Below are 15,401 nucleotides of genomic sequence, written 5' to 3'. Positions count from 1 at the left end.
AGAAACCGGTAGCCGCACGGGGGCGGTCGGCTACCGACCGGCTGGCAACGGGGGTTGCCGGCCGCGATGGCGGTTGGCTCCGGCGGCGGGCCACGTCATCGACTGCCGACCGGTGTTTTCCGGTATGGGCATTGCGCAGAGTAAGCGAAATGTGACAATTGGAGCAAGGCGCTTCCCTCCGGACACCAATGCCGGGGCACCGCCGGAGATCAGATGAATCAGGACGACCGATTGGGCCCCTACCGGCTGCTCCGGCGGCTCGGTGAAGGCGGCATGGGCGTGGTCCATCTCGCCCTCGACTCCCAGGGCAGGCAGGTCGCAGTCAAGGTCCTGCGCGCCGAGGTCACCGGGGACGACGTGGCGCGCCGCAGGCTCGCGCGCGAGGTCGAGACCATGCGCCGCGTGCGCAGCAGGCACATCGCCGAGGTCGTCGACGCCGACGTCACCGGCAGCCGCCCCTACATCGTCACCCGTTACGTCCCGGGCAAGCCCCTGGACGACACGGTCAAGCAGGACGGCCCGCTCGCGGTCGGCGCGCTGCTGCGCCTGGCCCACGGCGTGGCCGAGGCCCTCGCCACGGTGCACGCGGCGGGCATCATCCACCGCGACCTCAAGCCCGGCAACGTGCTGATGCTCGACGGCGAGCCCGTGCTGATCGACTTCGGCATCGCGCAGGCCGTCGACGCCACCCGGCTCACCCAGACCGGCATGTTCATCGGCACGCCCGGCTACCTCGCCCCCGAGATCATCGAGGGGCACGAGGCCGGGCCGGAGGTCGACGTCCACGCCTGGGCCGGCACGATGCTGATGGCCGCCACCGGCCAGCCGCCGTTCGGCAAGGGCACGCTGGAGATGGTGTTCTACAACATCACCGCGGGCAAGGCCAACGTCGACGCCGCCCCGGCGATCCTGCGCCCGCTGCTCCGCGCGGCCTTCCAGCGCGACCCCGCCAGGCGGCCCACCGCCGCCGAGCTGGCCGCGCAGCTCTCCCGGCTCGTGCCCCCGCCCCCGGGGCAGGGCCGTCCGAACGTGCCCGACGAGATCCTCACGGTTCCCGACATGTCGGGTGCCCCCGCCACCGGGACGTCGCTGCGCCCCGGCACGGGCACACCCGTCGCGGGAGCCCAGCCGGTGACACCGGCCAAGCCCGCGCCCGCCGAGGAGTACGTCTCGCTGCTCGGCGAGGCGCCGCAGCAGGGTCCCGGAGCCGGTGACCCGTGGCCGACGGTCCGCGTGACCGGCGAGGAGCTTCGCAGGGCCGGCATCTCCCGCGAGTGGCCGGCCTCCGGCGACGCCCCCGGAGCACGGCCGGGCGGCACCGGGCTTCATGGGGAGGGCCAGGTGCCCACCCGTTACGCCCCGCCGTCGCCCTCCCAGCCGTGGAAGGGCGCCCAGCCCGCGCCGCTCGACCAGGGCGAGGTGCCGACGAGGCGGGTGAGGCCCGAGGAGCTGGGCGAGCTCGACGCCCAGGCCAAGCCGTACCGCGCCACGCCGGCCGCCCCCGCGGGCCCGGCCGGCCCGGTGCCCCCGGCGCGCTCGAACCATCCATCCCCGGCCACGCCGGCGTCCCCTGGCGGGCCGTCCGCGCGGCCGTACCAGCACCAGGCGCTCTTCGAGCAGGCCCCCGACCTGTTCGAGATGACGCCGCACGTGCGGCAGCCGCCGGCCGCGCCGTACGTCCCGACCGTGCACCTGCCGCCGGAGGCCACCTCCGGCTTCGGGCCGCACCAGGGCCACGACGACGACCTGCTGCGGCGTTCCCCGGTGTACGGCGTGGCGAGCGTGCTCGCGCTGATCATCGTGGTCGGCGCCGCCGTGGTGGCCCCGGTCGTGGTGACGGCGCTGGGGGTCGTCGCCGCCGTGCTCCTCAGGGCCGCCGACATCGCCCAGCCGAGCCTCGCCACCAGGCGCCCGGCCTCCGCCGCCGCCTCCGACGTGCTCCGCGTCCTCGGGCAGCCCGGGGCGCTGGTCAAGTCCATCGGCGTCACCATCGCGCTCGTGCCGTACGCGCTGATCCTGGGCGTGCCGGTCACGCTCGTCCTGACCTTCCTGGTGAGGTCGGTGCCCACGGGCACGGCTCTGAGCTGGGGAGTCGCCGTCTCCTTGTGGATCATCTGCGCCGGCCCGGGTGTCGAGGGGCCGGGCCGCCAGATGGCCAGGACCCTGGCCTCCGCCTTCCCCGCCAAGGGCGCCGCGGCGGCGCTCGCCGTGATCCTCGGGGTGGTGGCCGCGCTCGTGGCCGTTTACGCGGTCAGCACGCTCGTCATGCCCGTCGGCGATGCAGTCTGGAGTCCGGTGGACATGTCCACCTGGCTCGAACGATTGGAAGACCTTCGAAGGAAGGCAGGATGACGGGGGAAACGGTGCCGGACACGCTGGACAGACTCGGTCCTTACCGGCTGCTGCGCCGGCTCGGCGAAGGCGGCATGGGCGTCGTCCATCTCGGCCTCGACCAGGAGGGCAGGGAGGTCGCCGTCAAGGTACTCCACCCGCACGTGGCGGCCGACCTCAAGGCCCGCGACCGCCTGACCCGCGAGGTCGAGACCATGCGGCGCGTGCGCAGCCCGCGCGTGGCCGAGGTGCTCGACGCCGAGCTCACGGGCGCGACGCCCTACATCGTGACGAGGTTCGCCCCCGGCCGCACGCTGGAGGAGACCGTCCTCGCGGACGGCCCGCTCTCCGCGCGCGAGGTCATACGCCTGGCGCGCGGTCTGTCGGAGGCGCTGATCGCGATCCACGCCGCCGACGTCATCCACCGCGACTTCAAGCCGGCGAACGTCATGCTGGTCGGCGGCGACCCGCTGGTCATCGACTTCGGCATCGCCCATCTGGTCAACGCGACCAGGCTCACCCAGACCGGCATGTTCGTCGGCACCCCCGGCTACCTCGCGCCCGAGATCATCAGGGACGAGGGGATCACCCAGGCGGCCGACGTCCACGCGCTGGCGGCAACGGTGTTCTTCGGGGCGACGGGCAAGCCGCCCTTCGGGTCGGGCTCGTTCGAGATGGTCTGCTACAACATCATGGAGGGCCGGGCCAACATCGACCAGGCGCCCCCGTGGCTGCGCGGCTGGCTGCGCGCCGCCTTCGCGGTCGACGCCGGCACCCGGCCGAGCGCCCAGGGCCTGCTGGCGATGGCGAGGTCCCTCGACCCGAGCGTGACCTCCTTCCAGGAGAGCCCTCCGGCGCAGACCGGCCACACGCGCAGGCTCGACACCGCGCAGGGGAGCGGGCAGGTCCCGGACGGCACCCGCGTGCTCAACGGGTCCGCGCCCGACGCCACCCACGTGCTGAACGGCGCCGCCTCCGACGGCACCCACGTGCTCAACGGCTCGGCGGACGACCTGCCGCCGACCAAGCGCACCAAGCCGGCCTCCGAGGACAGCTACTCCGACCTGCTGCCCCCCGTGCGGTACGCCGAGCGCGAGCGCGAGCGCCGGCGTGGCAACCGTGCCGACGCGCCGCCGCCGGCCCCGCCCGGGGCGCCCGCCGCCTTCGTCCCGCCTCCGGGCGCCCCGGGCTTCGCGCCCCCTCCCGCCTACCCGCCCGCGCCGTACGGGCAACCCGGGCAGCACGCCCCGGCGCCGTACATCGACCAGCGCGTGGCCGGCTATCCTCCGCCGCCGCCCTCGGGGCCGTCCACCCAGGGTGTCGCGCCGCCGCCGACCCACGCCCGGCCGCACGTCCCCGACCAGGGGCGCGGCCCGTACGCGCCCGACCAGGGCCGGGGGCCGTACGCGCCCGAGCAGGAGCGCAGGGCAGAGCCCGAGCGCCCGCGCTACCGCACCGGGCACCCGCTCCTCGCGGCCCTGCTGCTGGTCGTGGGGCTCGCGGGCGCGCGCCTGCTCCCCGTGCTGGTCGGCACGCTGATGGTCGTCGTGGTCCTGTGCCTGCGCGTCGGCGAGTACCTCTGGAGCGACCTGGCGGAGCGCCGCTCGGTCCGGGGCAACAGCGCGAGCGATCCGCTGCTCGCCGTGCTCGGCACGCCGTGGGCGCTGATCAAGGCCGCTCTCATGACGGTCGTGGTCACGCCGCTGGCGGGGATGTTCGCCCTCTGCGTGTGGGGGGCGCTGTACTTCCTCGGCACGATGCCCACCGACGCCGCGGCCTCCTGGGGGGCCTCGGCGTTCGTCGGGGGCCTGTTCCTGCTGCCGGGCGGCGGGCCGCCGCGCAAGGCCGTGGCCCGCACCCTCACCGCCGTGATCCGCAGCCCGGGGGCCGGGATGGTCATGACGATCATCGTCGGCACCCTGGCGTTCTTCGCCGTGGTGACCGCGATGTCCGCCGTTCCGAGCTGGATCCCCTGGCAGGCGCCGTCCAAGGCGATCAACGCCCTGAGCGACCACGCCAGGAGCAGCGCCATGGGTCTGATCGGCGGCCTGGTCCGGGACCTCATGGACAATCTCGGGCTCGGATTCCTCGCCTTCTGGGGCAAGTGACCTGGTCATCGTTTCCTCGAACGCGACTTTGGAAAAAGGTTCGCCGAGGGCACGATCGAGTGGCGGGCCGGAAGGAGTGGCATGAGCGTGCCGACGGCTGGTCAGCTTGGGCCCTATCGCCTGCTGTCGCGGCTCGGGGCGGGCGGGTTCGGCGAGGTCCACCTGGCGCTCGATCCCGACGGGCACACCGTCGCGGTCAAGGTCCTGCATCCGCACGTGGCGGCGGACGAGGCGGCGCTCGCGCGGCTGGGCCGCGAGGTCGAGACCATGCGCCGGGTGCGGGGGCCGCACATCGCGGAGGTGCTCGACGCATCCCTGAGCGGCGACCGGCCCTACCTGGTCACCAGATATGTGCAGGGCCGCTCCCTGGCGGCGATGCTAGCCACCGGAGGCCCGCTGAGGGGCGAGGAGCTCGTACGGCTGGCGCGGGGGCTGGCGGAGGCGCTGGCGTCGATCCACGGGGCGGGCATCGTCCACCGCGACCTGAAACCGGCGAACGTCATCCTCGCCGACGGGGAGCCCCACGTCATCGACTTCGGCATCGCGTACGCGCTCGACTCCGCCGCCGTCACGGCCTCCGGCGCGGTGCTCGGCACTCCCGGATACCTGGCGCCGGAGGTGCTGGAGGGCGGGGAGGCGGGGCCCTCGGCCGACGTGTTCGCCTGGGGCGCCACCGTCGCCTACGCCGCTTCGGGACGGCAGCCGTACGGCACCGGCCCTGGGCCGGCGGTGGCCTACCGCGTCGTGCACCACGAGCCCGACCTCGCCGAGGTGCCCTCGTGGCTGGTGCCGCTGCTGGGCGAGTGCCTGCGGGCCGACCCCGGGTCTAGGCCCACGGCGGGGCAGCTCTGCGTCCGGCTCGGTATCGCGGCGCCACAGTTGACCGTGCCCCCGGCCCGGCGGCCCGTCTCGGAGGTCCGGGAGCCGCCCACCCAGGAGTGGCGGCCGGGCGCTCGGGAGGCCTCCGGTTCCCTGGACGAGGCGCGGGCCCGGCATCGCGAGAAGGTGCGCAAGCGCTGGGTGGTCGGCACGGGCGTGGTCTCCGGGCTGGTCGCCGCGGCCGTGCGGGCGTACATCCCCGAGATGTCACTGCTGGTGCTCGCGGCGTACGGAGTCGGAGTGCTGGTCGACGCCGGGCTCGGCGTCGCGGCCAGAGCGCGGGCGCGCGTGGTGTTCGACCTGGTCAGCGGGGCGGGTACCGTCGGTCTGTACGCCGCGCTGACCGCGCTGTTCAGCCCCTTCACGTTGCTGCTGGCCCTCGCGACGGTGATGGTCGTGCTCGTGATGGTCGCGTTCTCCAGCTGACCCCGGGGGGCGCCCGCCGGGCGGGACAGGCTCTGGAATAAAGTTCGGCATGGTGGGAAGTGAAGGGCGTGAGACCCGGTATGGCTGCGGGTTTGCCCCTAAGCTACTAGCCGGTAACATAACGGGCGGAAAGGGGCGGGCCTCCGACACGGAGATCGCCCCAGGCCACCCAACGTCACGGCGCCCTCGGGCGCATGACAGTCTGAAGGCGGCTCCCGGTGCCGATCACCGGGGCAGCCCGCACGACGTGCGCGTGCCCCGCGTGCACGTGCCGAGGAATCGGCGCCAACCCAGCGATGTGGTGGCGCCTGTGAAACGGGAGGTCGGCCACCGGCCATGAACATCGTCGTCTGCGTGAAGCAGGTCCCCGACACGGCGACCGAGCGCAAGCTGAGTTCCAAGGACAACACGCTCGACCGTGACGCCGCGGACGGCGTCATCAACGAGTTGTGCGAATACGCCGTCGAAGAGGCACTCAAGATCAAGGAGGCCCACGGCGGCGAGGTGACCGTTCTCACCATGGGCCCGAGCAAGGCCTCCGACACGATCCGCAAGGCCCTGGCGATGGGCGCCGACAAGGCCGTCCACCTGGTCGACGACGCCCTGCACGGCTCGGACGCGCTGTCCACCTCCTACGCCCTGGCCCAGACGCTGAAGAAGATCGGGTTCGACCTGGTCATCCTCGGCTCCGAGTCCACCGACGCCCGCACGGGCGTGCTCGCCGCCATGCTGGCCGAGCGCCTCGGCGCGCCGCAGCTCACGCTGGCGAGCAAGGTCGACATCGACGGGTCCACCATCAAGATCCAGCGGGTCACCGACTACGGCTTTGACAGGGTCGAGGCCACGCTGCCCGCCGTCGTCTCCGTGGTCGAGAAGATCAACGAGCCGCGCTACCCCTCCTTCAAGGGGATCATGGCCGCGAAGAAGAAGCCGGTGGAGACCCTCGGCGTCGCGGACGCGGAGATCGACACCTCCCAGGTCGGCCTGGGCGGCGCCTGGAGCGAGGTGGCGGAGTTCGCCGTCGCCCCGCCGCGGGCGGCCGGCACCATCGTCAAGGACGAGGGCGACGGGGGCTCCAAGGCCGCCGACTTCCTCGCGTCGAAGAAGTTCATCTAAGGGGGACCGATGGCTGAGATTCTGGTTCTCGTCGAGCACGTCGACGGTGCGGTCAAGAAGGTCACCCTGGAGCTGCTGACGCTGGCCCGCTCGCTGGGCTCTCCCTCTGCGGTCTGGGCCGGTCCCGGCTACTCCGCGGACGCCAAGGCCAGGCTGGCCGAGTACGGCGCCGAGAAGGTCTACGTCGCCGGCTCCGCCGAGATCATCGACTACGTGGTGGCGCCGAAGGCCGAGCTGCTCGCCCAGCTCGTCTCCTCCGCCTCCCCGGCGGCGGTCCTCGTGGCCGCGACCGCCGAGGGCAAGGAGATCGCCGGGCGCCTGGCGATCAAGACCGACTCCGGCGTGCTCACCGACGCCGTCGGCCTCGGTGACGGCTTCGTCGCCGAGCAGTCGATCTTCGGCGGCGGCGTCAACGTGAAGTCCAAGGTCGTCAAGGGCACCCCGATCGTCGCGGTCCGCCCCAACTCCACCGCCCCAGAGGCCTCCACGGGAGCGGCGGCCGAGGAGCAGGTGTCGCTGTCGCTGTCGGACGCCGCCAAGACCGCCAAGGTCGTCGAGCGCGTCGTGCAGGAGAAGGGCGCCCGCCCCGAGCTCGCCGAGGCCGCGATCGTGGTCTCCGGCGGCCGCGGGGTCGGCTCGGCCGAGAACTTCGCGATCATCGAGAGGCTGGCCGACTCCCTCGGAGCGGCCGTCGGCGCCTCGCGCGCCGCGACCGACGCCGGGTGGTACCCCCACCAGTTCCAGGTCGGGCAGACCGGCAAGACGGTGTCGCCGCAGCTCTACATCGCGGCGGGCATCTCCGGGGCCATCCAGCACCGGGCCGGCATGCAGACCGCCAAGACGATCATCGCGATCAACAAGGACCCGGAGGCGCCGATCTTCGAGCTGGCGGACTTCGGCGTCGTGGGCGACCTCAACCAGGTCGTCCCGCAGCTCTCGGAAGAGGTTGAGAAGCGCAAGTAGCCGCCACCAAGGCGTCTTCCAGGACGGCGCCGTGCCCCTGATCCGGGCGCTCGCGGGCGGCGGCCGCATCGGCGGCCGCCGCCCGGCGTGGTGGGTTACTCGGAGGAGAAGGCGGCGTCGAAGGACGCGGTGGGGGGTGTGATCGCGTTGAGGCCCTTGACGAAGGTCAGGGCTTCGGGGGCTCCGGCGAGGCGGTCCATGCCGGCGTCCTCCCATTCGACCGAGATCGGACCCTTGTACCCGATGGAGTTCAGGGCGCGGAAGCAGTCCTCCCAGGGCACGTCACCCCGGCCGGTGGAGACGAAGTCCCAGCCACGGCGCAGGTCCGCCCAGGGCAGGTGCGACGACAGCCGGCCCCGGCGTCCGTCGCCCGAGCGGACCTTGGCGTCCTTGCAGTCGACGTGGTAGACGCGGTCGGCGAAGTCCAGGATGAATCCCACCGGGTCGATCTCCTGCCAGACCATGTGTGAGGGGTCCCAGTTCAGGCCGAAGGCCGGACGGTGCCCGATGGCTTCGAGCGTCCGTACGGTGGTGTGGTAGTCGTAGGCGATCTCGCTGGGGTGCACCTCGTGGGCGAAGCGCACGCCGACCTCGTCGAACACGTCCAGGATGGGGTTCCAGCGGTCGGCGAAGTCCTGGTAGCCGGTGTCGATCATCGACGGCGGCACCGGGGGGAACATCGCCACGGTGTGCCAGATGGACGAGCCGGTGAAGCCGACCACCGTGTTCACGCCGAGCTTGGCCGCCGCGCGGGCGGTGTCCTTCATCTCCTGCGCCGCGGCCTGGCGCACCTGCTCGGGGTCTCCCGAGCCCCAGATGCGCGCCGGGAGGATGCCCTTGTGGCGCTCGTCGATCGGGCTGTCGCAGACGGCCTGCCCGACGAGGTGGTTGGAGATCGTCCAGACCTTCAGCCCGTGCTTGTCCAGGATCTCCAGCTTGCGGGGGATGTAGGACTCGTCCGACAGCGCCTTGTCGACCTCGAAGTGATCACCCCAGCAGGCGATCTCCAGGCCGTCGTATCCCCACTCGCCGGCCAGGCGGCACACCTCCTCAAAGGGAAGATCGGCCCACTGGCCGGTGAACAAGGTGATCGGCCTGGTCATGAACCCTCCACGGTGGTAAAGCGGCTCCCGTCAGCCGCACTCTGCTCGACCGCGGCCAGCACCCGCTGGACCCGCAGACCGTCGTCGAAGGACGGCTCGGGGCCGGTGCCGGTGGCGATCGCCTCGATGAAGTCCTTCACCTCGTGGGTGAAGCTGTGCTCGTAGCCGAGCCCGTGGCCCGGCGGCCACCAGGCCCCGGCGTAGGGGTGTCCCCCCTCGGTGACGAGGATGCGCCGGAAGCCGGCCTCCTCGGCGGGAAGGGTGTGGTCGTGGAACCACAGCTCGTTCATCGACTCGAAGTCGAAGGACAGGCTGCCCAGGGAGCCGTTGACCTCGACGCGCAGCGCGTTCTTGTGCCCGGTCGCGAAGCGGGTGGCCTCGAAGGAGGCCAGTCCGCCGCCGCTGAGCCGGCCGATGAACAGCGCCGCGTCGTCGACCGTGACCGCGCCGCTCCCATCGCCGCCACCGGCCGAGAGCCCGGCCGAACTGGCAGCGAGAGGACGCTCCTTGACGAAGGTCTCGGTCAACGCCGACACGCCGGTCAACCGCTCGCCGGTGATGAACTCGGCCGTGTCGATGATGTGCGCGCCGATGTCGCCCAGCGCCCCCGACCCCGCCTTGTCCTTCTGGAGCCGCCACACCAGCGGGAACTCCGGGTCGACGATCCAGTCCTGTAGGTACTGCGCCCGCACGTGCCGGATCTGGCCGATCCTGCCCTCGGCGACCCACTGGCGGGCGAGCGCGACGGCCGGGACCCGCCGGTAGTTGAAGGCCACCATGCTGCGCACGCCGCGCTCGGCGGCGGCGCGGGCGGCGGCGGCCATCGCCTCGGCCTCGGCGACGGTGTTGGCCAGCGGCTTCTCGCAGATGACGTGCTTGCCCGCCTGTAGCGCCGCGACGGCGATCTCCGCATGGCTGTCGCCCGGCGTGCAGATGTCGACGATCTGCACGTCGTCGCGGTCGATGAGGCGCTTCCAGTCGGTCTCCGCGTGGGCCCAGCCCAGCTTCTCGGCGGCCTGCGCGGTCGCCGCGGCCGATCTGCCGGCCAGCGCGACCATCGACGGCCTGAGCGGCAGGTCGAAGAACGCGTCCACGCTGCGCCAGGCATGGGAGTGGGTACGGCCCATGAACGCGTACCCGACCATGCCGACCCCGACGGCAGGTCTCATGACTCGAACCCGAGCGGCAGATACTTCTGCGCGTTCTCCTTGGTGATGGTCTCCGATGCCAGCGTGATCGACTGCGGCACCTGCTGCTCGACCAGGTCACTGAGGCCCTTGCCCTGAGCGATGAGCCGCGCGAGCTTGATCGCCGAGGACGCCATGGTCGGGCTGTAGGTCACCGTGGCCTTGAGCACACCACTGTCGGCCTGGATGTCACGCATGGCGTTCGCCGACCCGGCGCCTCCCACCATGAAGAACTCGCTGCGGTTCGCCTCCTTGATGGCGGCGAGCACACCGATGCCCTGGTCGTCGTCATGGTTCCAGATGGCATCGATCTTCTTGTGCGCCTGCAGCAGGTTGCTGGCCACCTGCGTGCCCGACTCGACCGTGAACTTGGCGTCCTGCTTGGCGGTCACCGTGAACCCGTAGGTCTTCAGCGCGTCGGCGAAGCCCTTGCTGCGGTCCTGGGTGAGGGGCAGCGTCGCGATGCCCTGGATCTCCAGGATCACCGGGTTGGAAACACCCTTGTCCTTCAGGGTCTTGCCGACGTAGGTGCCCGCGGCCACACCCATGCCGTAGTTGTCGCCACCGACCCACAACCGGTACGACAGCTTGTCGGGAAAGACCCGGTCCAGATTGATCACCGGGATACCGGCGTCCATCGCCTTACGCGCCACCTGGTTGAGCTGCTCGCCGTCGTTCGGGAGGATCACCAGAGCACTGACCTTGGCGGCGATCAGCGACTCGACCGCGGAGATCTGCTGGTTGATGTCGTTGGTCGGCTCGACCGGCTTGAACTCCACATCGGAGTACTGCTTGGCCTGCGACTCGGCGTTCTTGGCGATGGCCGCGATCCAGCCGTGGTCCGCCGCCGGAGCGGAGAAACCGATGACGACCTTGGTACCCGGCTGGTCGTTGTCCGTACCGGCCGAGGTCGCCTGCGGCGCGGCGGAAGCCGGGGCGGCGGCGGGCTCGTTGCTGGTGCAGGCGCTCACGAGGGCCCCTGCGCCGACGACGGCTCCGCTGACGAGGAATCCTCGCCGGCCGACGTTGTTCTTCATATGTTCTCCCTTGAATTCGGCTGGTCGCGTGTGCGATCCGGCCACAGAGCCACGTTGTTGAGCAAGAGGTGCTGCGCGGTCTCAGGTGTGTGATGTGAGACTTCGTCGCTGCAGCAGCACGGCGGCGACGATGATGGTGCCTTTGGCGATGAGCTGGTCGCTCGTGTTCAGGCCATTCAGGATGAACAGGTTGGTGATCAGTGTGAAGATCAGCAGACCCAAGATCGATCCGATGATGCTGCCCCGGCCGCCCGTGAGGAGGGTGCCGCCGATGATGACGGCGGCGATCGCGTCCAACTCGTACAGATCGCCGTGGGTGGAGGAGCCCGTCGTGGTCCGGGCCATGATCAGCACGGCGGCGATGCCACAGCACAGTCCGGACAGCGCGTACAGCATCACGGTGTGCCGGCGTACGTCGATGCCGGCCAGGCGCGCGGCCTCGGGGTTGCCCCCGACCGCGTAGGTGCGCCGGCCGAACGTGGTGCGGTTCAGCAGTACCCAGCCCAGCGCCACGACGAGCGCGAAGACGTAGACCAGCAGCGGGAGGCCCAGCACTCGCGTCGTGGAGATGTCCACAATCGCCTGGTTGTCCGGTTGGACCAGCTGGGTCCTGCGGTCCGACATCCGCTGGGCCAGACCGCGGGCGGCCACCAGCATCGCCAGGGTGGCGATGAACGGCACCATCCGCCCATAAGTGATCAGCAGTCCGTTGACCACTCCGGCGCCGACGCCGACCAGCACGGCGCACACGCTCATCACGAGCGGGCCGTAGGCCTGGGTGGCCAGCGTGGTGGCCCATACCGAGGCGAGCGCCATCACCGCGCCGACCGACAGGTCGATGCCACCACCGATGATCACGAAGGTCGCGCCGACGGTGATCACCCCGATGGTCGCGGCCAGCGACAGGACGCTCACCAGGTTCGAGCCTGTGGCGAAGTTGTCGGGCGCCGTCACCAAGCCGACCGCTGCCAGCAACACTAGCGTGATGATCAAGCCGAGATGAGGGATGCGCCCGACTGTGTCGCGCATTGTCACTCCAGAGGGGGTCTTACCGGACTGTCTTCCGGTGGACGAATGCTCGTCCACCGCGGGCGTCAGAGAGTCACTCACGCCGACCTTCCTTCCATGATCATGTCAAGGACGTCGTGTTCATCGAGGTTCCCGGCATCGCTCTCGTGGATCACGCGGCCCTCTCGGACGACCAGCACCCGGTCTGCCAGGCCGAGCACCTCGGGCACCTCGCTGGAGACCAGCAGCACGCCGATCCCCTCGTCGGCCAGCCTCCTGATGACGGCGTACAGCTCCGCTCGGGCCCCGACATCCACTCCCCGGGTCGGCTCGTCGAGGAGCAGCAGCTTGCGACCGGTGATCAACCAGCGCGCCAGAACGGCCTTCTGCTGGTTGCCGCCCGAGAGGTTCTTGATCGGCCGGTCCAGATGCGGAGGACGGATTCCCAGCTCCTCGATCTGGCTCCAGGCCTCCGACGCCTCCCGGCGGCGATTCAGCCAGCCGAGCTTCGCGTAGCGGTCCAGGCTGCTGAGCGAGATGTTGCGCATGACGCTCTGGTCGAGCAGCAGTGCTTGGGCCTTGCGCTCCTCGGGGGCCAGGCCCATACCGGCCCGCACGGCGCGGCTGGGGTTGCCGCCGCGCACCGGTTCGCCGTTCAGGATGACCTGCCCGCTGGCGCGGCGCGCTCCGTAGATCGCCTCGACGATCTCCGAGCGGCCCGATCCCACCAGCCCGGCCAGCCCGACGATCTCTCCGGCCCGCACGTTGAACGACACCTCGCTGACCCGGCCGGGGACGGTCAGTCCCGTCACGCGCAGGACCTCGGGACGGCCGTCATGGCTGCCGGGACGCGGTCTGGGCGGGAAGACGTGCTCGACGTTGCGGCCGGTCATCAGGGAGACGACCTGCGAGGTGGGCGTGTCGTTGGCCGGCAGTCCGACCGCGACCGTGCGTCCGTCCTTCAGTACGGTCACCCGGTCGCCGATCTCGCGGATCTCCTCCAGCCGGTGCGAGATGTAGACCACCGCCACGCCCTGCGCGGTCAGCTCTCGGATGATCCGGAACAGGTTGGCCACCTCGTCGTGGGCCAGGGCCGCCGACGGCTCATCCATCACGATCAACCGGGTGTCGTACGAGAGCGCCCGCGCCATGCTCACCACCTGCTTGGCGGCCGGCGACAGCCGGCCGACCTCGGTCGTGGGGCGGATCTCGCCGTGCCCGAGCCCGGTCAGCAACTGGCGGCTGGCCCGGTTGACCTCGCTCTGGCCGACGAACCCCAGCCGGGTCGGCTCGTGGCCGAGGAACACGTTCTCGGCGACGCTCAGCCCCTCGACCAGGTCCAGTTCCTGGTAGATCGTGGCGATGCCCAGCCGGATCGCGGCCGTCGGACTGGTCAGGCGAACCTGCTGCCCGCTCAAGGTGATGGTGCCCTCATCCGGCTGGTGCGCTCCGGCCAGCACCTTGATGAGGGTCGACTTGCCCGCGCCGTTCTGACCGAGGAGGCAATGGACCTCCCCGGCGCGAACCTCTAAGTCGACGCCGTCCAGAGCGCGCACGCCTGGGAACTGCTTGACGATTCCTCGCATGACGAGGAGCGACGCCGACTCGGGGGCTGATTGCGGCACGGGAGTCTCCTGGGGGATGTCTGGCAGGCCGAAGAGAGGAGGGGATCCCGTTCGCCGGACCAAGCCAGACGGCACCACTCCAGCGGCACCAAATCGGCGAGGACGGTGCCGCTGGAGCTCTGGCAGAAGGTCAGGCGAACGGGATGTTCAAGGGAGGCGGGCAGGACGGGCAGGCCTCGGGAAGGCGGGGGGTGGCCGGTTGCTCTCTTCGGTGCCTGGTTTCTACGTGGAACGGATCGCGATGGTGGTGGGGTCGGACAGTACTCGCTCGATGACGACGTTGACCGCTCCCCGTGAGGCCGCGCCGAACCCGAGATTGGAGGCGGCGAAGTCGCAGCGAGCGGCGGCGACGGTCATGCCCAGACGTCGCAGCTCCGCCTGGGCGACCGGGATGATCCGGTCGGCGAGCTGGGCGAAGTAGCCACCCAGCACGATCACTCGTGGGTTGTAGAGGTTGACCAGCAGCGCGGTACCTCGCCCGAGCCACCGGCCCACCTCGGTGACGGCCGCGTCGACCCGGGGATCCCCTTCGGCTCGGCGCTGCTCGATCTCGGCGAGCCGCCTCTCCGGATCACGCACGGACTGCTGATGCGTTCCGTAAGCGTGGTCGGGGGTGGCCATCCGCACCAGCGCGGCCAGCCCCACTTTGGTCTCCCAGCAGCCGACCCGTCCACAGCCGCACGGCTCACCGGACGGGTCGACCACGACGTGGCCCACCTCGCCCGCGAACCCGTCCGCACCGCCCATCAGCCGGCCGCCGGAGATGACACCGCAGCCGACGCCGACCTCACCGGTGAGGTAGACCAGGTTGGGCGTGTTCATGGCCACGCCCGAGCTGTATTCGGCCAGCGCGGCGAGGTTGGCATCGTTGTCGACGGTGATGGGCACGTTCGGCGAGATGCCGGCGGACAGCAGCCAGTCGACCACCGACACCCCGTGCCAGCCGAGATTCGGGGCGACGACGACGGTGCCGGTCGCCGCGTCGATGAGACCGGGAACGGCCACCGTGATCCCGGCCGGAGTGACCTCGAGCTGGTCGAGGTCCGCGATGGCCTTCTTGATCACTTGGGCGAGCTTGTCGAGCGCGCGCCCGGGACCGGCGCCCATGGCGTCGAAGCCGATCCGCCGGTCGATGAGCACCCGGCCCGCCAGGTCGGCGGCGAACGCCGCGATGTAGTCAACGTTGACCTCCAGTCCCAGCGCGCCCACCCGCGAGCCGTCGAGAACGAGCGCGAGACCCGGCCGCCCGACGGAGCCCGCGTGCTGCGGCCCGATCTCCTTGACCAGCCCGCGCGCCTGCAACTCGCCCACCAGGCTGGTGATCGTGGTCTTGTTCAGGCCGGTCTCCACGGCGACCGCTGATCTTGAGCATGGGCCGTGTTCGCTGACGTGGCGCAACACAAGGGACAGGTTGGAGCGGCGAACCGTGGTCTGGTCCGCGGGAATACCTGTGGACCGGCTCAGATCCCTTGAGCCTTTGGCGTGGCCGTCAGGCCGACGTTGATCCACAGTCACCCCCCCTGAATTACTTTGCATGGCTGGCCGAATTAAAGCCGTACATGCCTCCGGGAGGCAAGATCTGGGGCGCGGCAAGCTGTGTAACGTTCTCGTAACTCGA

11 protein-coding genes are annotated in these 15,401 nt (G+C 70.9%); 5 read left to right on the top strand and 6 right to left on the bottom strand.

Translation table 11 applies throughout. The features are described 5' to 3' along the window. Positions 1–213: 213 nt before the first annotated feature. The 5 genes from ACOZ38_RS39315 (at position 214) to ACOZ38_RS39295 (ending at position 7,823) form a co-directional block, all read left to right on the top strand. Positions 214–2,352 carry a protein kinase domain-containing protein gene (locus ACOZ38_RS39315; protein WP_424535994.1) on the top strand — a complete coding sequence of 713 codons (2,139 nt, stop codon included), beginning with the start codon at positions 214–216 and terminating at the stop codon, positions 2,350–2,352. Next, positions 2,349–4,439 carry a serine/threonine-protein kinase gene (locus ACOZ38_RS39310; protein ID WP_424535993.1) on the top strand — a complete coding sequence of 697 codons (2,091 nt, stop codon included), beginning with the start codon at positions 2,349–2,351 and terminating at the stop codon, positions 4,437–4,439. Before ACOZ38_RS39315 ends, ACOZ38_RS39310 begins: the two co-directional genes overlap by 4 nt. An 81-nt stretch (positions 4,440–4,520) precedes the next feature. Further along, positions 4,521–5,744, top strand: a complete 1,224-nt coding sequence (locus tag ACOZ38_RS39305) for a serine/threonine-protein kinase (RefSeq protein WP_424535992.1) — start codon at positions 4,521–4,523, stop codon at positions 5,742–5,744. 336 nt (positions 5,745–6,080) lie between these two features. After that, positions 6,081–6,860, top strand: a complete 780-nt coding sequence (locus ACOZ38_RS39300; protein ID WP_405141264.1) for an electron transfer flavoprotein subunit beta/FixA family protein — start codon at positions 6,081–6,083, stop codon at positions 6,858–6,860. Between the two features lie 9 nt (positions 6,861–6,869). Next, complete coding sequence (locus ACOZ38_RS39295; protein WP_424535991.1) at positions 6,870–7,823, top strand: electron transfer flavoprotein subunit alpha/FixB family protein; 954 nt, start codon at positions 6,870–6,872, stop codon at positions 7,821–7,823. 95 nt (positions 7,824–7,918) lie between these two features. Here the strand turns inward: ACOZ38_RS39295 and ACOZ38_RS39290 are convergent, their stop codons facing one another. The 6 genes from ACOZ38_RS39290 to ACOZ38_RS39265 form a co-directional block, all read right to left on the bottom strand. Continuing rightward, a complete protein-coding gene (locus ACOZ38_RS39290) occupies positions 7,919–8,926 on the bottom strand; it encodes a sugar phosphate isomerase/epimerase family protein (protein ID WP_424535990.1) in 1,008 nt (335 codons plus the stop codon). Continuing rightward, positions 8,923–10,095, bottom strand: a complete 1,173-nt coding sequence (locus tag ACOZ38_RS39285; RefSeq protein ID WP_424535989.1) for a Gfo/Idh/MocA family protein — start codon at positions 10,093–10,095, stop codon at positions 8,923–8,925. The genes ACOZ38_RS39290 and ACOZ38_RS39285 overlap by 4 nt, the downstream gene beginning before the upstream one ends. Continuing rightward, positions 10,092–11,150, bottom strand: a complete 1,059-nt coding sequence (locus ACOZ38_RS39280; RefSeq protein ID WP_424535988.1) for an ABC transporter substrate-binding protein — start codon at positions 11,148–11,150, stop codon at positions 10,092–10,094. Before ACOZ38_RS39280 ends, ACOZ38_RS39285 begins: the two co-directional genes overlap by 4 nt. An 81-nt stretch (positions 11,151–11,231) precedes the next feature. Next, positions 11,232–12,179, bottom strand: coding sequence for an ABC transporter permease (locus ACOZ38_RS39275; RefSeq protein WP_424535987.1), 948 nt, complete (start codon positions 12,177–12,179; stop codon positions 11,232–11,234). A 77-nt stretch (positions 12,180–12,256) separates the two neighbouring features. Further along, entirely contained in the window at positions 12,257–13,783 is a 1,527-nt protein-coding gene (locus tag ACOZ38_RS39270) for a sugar ABC transporter ATP-binding protein (protein ID WP_424535986.1), read from the bottom strand. A 222-nt stretch (positions 13,784–14,005) separates the two neighbouring features. Further along, complete coding sequence (locus ACOZ38_RS39265) at positions 14,006–15,229, bottom strand: ROK family protein (RefSeq protein ID WP_424537170.1); 1,224 nt, start codon at positions 15,227–15,229, stop codon at positions 14,006–14,008. Between the last annotated feature and the right edge of the window lie 172 nt (positions 15,230–15,401).

It is taken from the genome of Sphaerisporangium viridialbum (assembly GCF_049674955.1).
Lineage (GTDB): Bacteria > Actinomycetota > Actinomycetes > Streptosporangiales > Streptosporangiaceae > Sphaerisporangium > Sphaerisporangium viridialbum.
Note: the sequence above shows the minus strand (reverse complement) of the source record. Positions and strands in the feature narration are given on the sequence as shown.

Excerpts from the sequence above, each read along its gene's own strand:
- ACOZ38_RS39280 (WP_424535988.1), bottom strand. The coding sequence starts at position 11,150 with ATGAAGAACAACGTCGGCCGGCGAGGATTCCTCGTCAGCGGAGCCGTC.
- ACOZ38_RS39290 (WP_424535990.1), bottom strand. The coding sequence starts at position 8,926 with ATGACCAGGCCGATCACCTTGTTCACCGGCCAGTGGGCCGATCTTCCC.
- ACOZ38_RS39300 (WP_405141264.1), top strand. The coding sequence starts at position 6,081 with ATGAACATCGTCGTCTGCGTGAAGCAGGTCCCCGACACGGCGACCGAG.
- ACOZ38_RS39315 (WP_424535994.1), top strand. The coding sequence starts at position 214 with ATGAATCAGGACGACCGATTGGGCCCCTACCGGCTGCTCCGGCGGCTC.
- ACOZ38_RS39275 (WP_424535987.1), bottom strand. The coding sequence starts at position 12,179 with ATGCGCGACACAGTCGGGCGCATCCCTCATCTCGGCTTGATCATCACG.
- ACOZ38_RS39285 (WP_424535989.1), bottom strand. The coding sequence starts at position 10,095 with ATGAGACCTGCCGTCGGGGTCGGCATGGTCGGGTACGCGTTCATGGGC.
- ACOZ38_RS39305 (WP_424535992.1), top strand. The coding sequence starts at position 4,521 with ATGAGCGTGCCGACGGCTGGTCAGCTTGGGCCCTATCGCCTGCTGTCG.
- ACOZ38_RS39295 (WP_424535991.1), top strand. The coding sequence starts at position 6,870 with ATGGCTGAGATTCTGGTTCTCGTCGAGCACGTCGACGGTGCGGTCAAG.
- ACOZ38_RS39310 (WP_424535993.1), top strand. The coding sequence starts at position 2,349 with ATGACGGGGGAAACGGTGCCGGACACGCTGGACAGACTCGGTCCTTAC.